Origin of the sequence: Neisseria sp. HMSC065D04 (assembly GCF_001815675.1) — a bacterium.
GTDB lineage: Bacteria > Pseudomonadota > Gammaproteobacteria > Burkholderiales > Neisseriaceae > Neisseria.
Genome location: NZ_KV821528.1, coordinates 1 through 3,128, shown reverse-complemented (window position 1 = coordinate 3,128; position 3,128 = coordinate 1). Strand labels below are relative to the sequence as shown.

Sequence of the window (3,128 nt, the reverse complement as noted above, 5' to 3'; positions counted from 1 at the left end):
TCTGAAAACCCGATGTAGGTTTCAGACGACCTTTTGTGTTTGAACTTTCTATCGGTTTTGACTGGCACGGTATCCGTAGCGTGGGTTCTACCCACGAAGATAATTAACGGACAGGTTGTCTGAAATCTTAAGTGGCTCGCGGGCGAAGCCCACGCTACAAAGTTTGTTGACAACACAAGTGCTGTAGCGTGGACTCTGTCCACGAAAATGATTGAAAACAAAAGTCATCTGAAAACCCGAACATCAAGTTTTCAGACGACCTTCTTAAGGTATAGGGATTCACTTACCCCGGCAATCAAGCCAAGAAAAAACCCTCGGTAGAACCGAGGGCTTGAAAATTTGGTTGCGGGAGCAGGATTCGAACCTACGACCTTCGGGTTATGAGCCCGACGAGCTACCATGCTGCTCCATCCCGCGTCAGAAAATAGAACTATACAGATACTTGAAAAAACTGTCAAGCACTTTACCGCCAAAATTCAGCAAAACATTACCCAATCAAATTCCAGACGATAAAATGAGTTATAGCAATATTATGATTTTAAAGAGTTTAAACCAAAAACTGACCAATCAGGGTTATTCGGAACTTCATCGTAAATCACTCAATCTCAAAAAGCCTTCAAACATGGTTGCACCCGTTTTTTTTTTATCTTTTCACTGTTGATACGAAACTTATCTCATCACACCTAACGGATTGTAAAACACACTGAAATAGAGATCTTCAAAGATATCCTGATCGTTTGAGTTTTGCTGATACCATCCAAGCCCTATTAAGCCGACAGCCCATATCAGACAAACCATGATTGCCAACCTGACAATCAGGCGCTGTTTGTGCGGCATAAGGCTACACAGCCAATCTGCACATAAAAGCATACCCGACATCACCCAAACCACATATCCCCAACCAAATACACCAGATAACCCAAATATCGACCCCGGTATCATCAGGGTTAACATTAAACAGGGTAACAAAGGCAAGATCTCTTTCTCATCATTCAATCTGATATATAAAACAATAAAAATTACATTGGCAAATGTAGGCCAACCCAACGGAAGCCACAAGAAAAATAAGCCTGCCGACCAAATTAGCAAACCCATAGCTCCATTCACGGCAGGCAAGCACAAGGATAAGATGAACAGTATCTGCGCCATCCTTCTCAATAATTTGCTCAAACTTAGGTCATATTCGAGTGGTAGTAGATTTCCCGGCATATTATTTCCTTACACGATAAACGGCAGCCAATCAAAGGTCGTCTGAAACCTTGTTTTAGAGTTTCAGACGACCTTTTTGCCTTTGCTTCAATCCAATGATTTTATTTCTTGGCCCTAAAGCCCAGCAGATGCTGCGTGGTAGCAAGCCATGCGCCGAATACCCCTAAGGCGATGACGAAGCCAAACACCAGCGAAACTTCGCTGAAATAGAAGAAACGCCAGCCGATGTTGAGCCCGTAGGGTTTGAAGATGGCATCTACCAACGGGCGCACGGCGGAGAGCAGCCAGCCGCACAGTCCCAAGCTGACGGCGGCGGAAAAGATACTCTGCCACATGGCTTGATAGAGGAAGGGGCGGCGGATGAACGATGCGGGCGCACCGAGCAGCTTGGTGATTTCGATTTCTTCTTTGCGGCTGAGGATTTGCAGACGGATGGTGTTGTGCGCAACAAGGACGAACGCCATACCCAGCGTCAGTGAAAGAAACCATAAAATTTTGCGAATGAACTCGTTGATTTGATACAGCGTTTGCACCCATTCGGTGTCCATGGTGGCGGATTCGACCATGGGCAATTTGACCATATCCTGATAAATCGCCTGCATTTGTGCGGGTGGCGTAGCGGGATCGGGCGTTACGATAAATGCGTCGGGCAAGGGGTTGCCGTCGAGCATGGAAACGAGGTTTTGATCGAGGTTGGATTGCAGCTCTTCCAAGCCTTCCTGCTTGCTGATGAAACGGACTTTGTTGAGGCGGACATCGCGTTCCAACAGGTTGCGGACGGTATCGCTGTCGGCTTTGGATGCGTCGGTTTCCATATAGAGCGTGATTTGCGGCGACTCGTTGAGCTTGCCTAAAACGCTTTGCCCGCTTTGGATGCCTAAATACATGAAAAGCGGCAGGGTCATGGCGACGGCGAGCATCAGGAGGGTGAGCAGCGTGCCGACGGGTTGGCGCAGGAGCTGTTTGAGCGCAGTGCGCGCGGATTCGACGTGCAGCGAGACGTAGTGGATGATGCTCATGCGAGTCGTCCTTTCGAGAGGCGCAGGATGCGGTGGCCGTAGTCTGCCATGAGTGTTTCGTCATGAGCGGCGACGATGACGGTGGTTCCTGCTTCGTGGAAGGTTTTGAACAATTCCATGATGTCGAGCGCGTAGGCGCGGTCGAGGTTGGCGGAGGGTTCGTCGGCAATCAGGAGGCTGGGCTGGTGGACGACGGCGCGGGCGATACACAAGCGTTGCTGTTCGCCGCCTGAGAGGGTTACGGGATCGTCCAATTCGCGGCCTTTCAAGCCGACTTTTTCAATAGCGATGCGGGCGCGTTCTTCGGCTTTGCGCGGCTGATAACCGATAATCCGCAGCGGCAGGATGACGTTTTGCAGGACGTTGCGGTCATAGAGGATTTTGTGGTCTTGGAACACGATGCCGATATGTTGGCGCATGAAGCCGATTTGGTTGTCGCTCAATTCGCCCAAGTCTTGGTTGTTGAACCACACTTTGCCTTTGCTGGGTTTGGTAATACCGGAAATCAGCTTGAGGATGGTGGACTTGCCGGAGCCGGAATGGCCGGCGATAAATATCATTTCGCCTTTTTTGATTTGGAAGCTGACGTTTTTCAGGGCTTCAAAACCGCCGGGATAGGTTTTGGAAACTTGTTCGAAACGGATCATAAGGTATTCCTGGAAAGGGGTCAGAACAAACTTATCCACAGCTAATCCACAAAAGGATGCACTATCGGAGATAGGTCGTCTGAAAAATAGGATATGTGCCGAATTATAAAGATTTCGGCGTTTCTTTGATAGTTTGCCCGGATATGGACGGCGGTAGGCAAAGCATCGGACTGACGGCTTTACAACACAATATTACAGGCGTGATTGTCGCCACCATTTTATAGTGAATTAACTTTAAACCAGTACGGCGTTG

At 48.6% G+C, this 3,128-nt stretch carries 3 protein-coding genes and 1 tRNA gene; all 4 read right to left on the bottom strand.

All coding sequences use genetic code 11. The features are described from left to right. Positions 1 to 340 precede the first annotated feature (340 nt). The 4 genes from HMPREF3050_RS08870 to ftsE all read right to left on the bottom strand — a co-directional run bounded on the left by HMPREF3050_RS08870 (position 341) and on the right by ftsE (position 2,875). A tRNA-Met gene (locus HMPREF3050_RS08870) sits at positions 341 to 417 on the bottom strand. A 252-nt stretch (positions 418 to 669) separates the two neighbouring features. Further along, positions 670 to 1,209, bottom strand: a complete 540-nt coding sequence (locus HMPREF3050_RS08865) for a hypothetical protein (protein WP_070774497.1) — start codon at positions 1,207 to 1,209, stop codon at positions 670 to 672. Between the two features lie 101 nt (positions 1,210 to 1,310). Next, entirely contained in the window at positions 1,311 to 2,228 is a 918-nt protein-coding gene (gene ftsX / locus HMPREF3050_RS08860; RefSeq protein WP_070774496.1) for a permease-like cell division protein FtsX, read from the bottom strand. After that, complete coding sequence (ftsE, locus tag HMPREF3050_RS08855) at positions 2,225 to 2,875, bottom strand: cell division ATP-binding protein FtsE (protein ID WP_003765335.1); 651 nt, start codon at positions 2,873 to 2,875, stop codon at positions 2,225 to 2,227. The genes ftsX and ftsE overlap by 4 nt, the downstream gene beginning before the upstream one ends. Between the last annotated feature and the right edge of the window lie 253 nt (positions 2,876 to 3,128).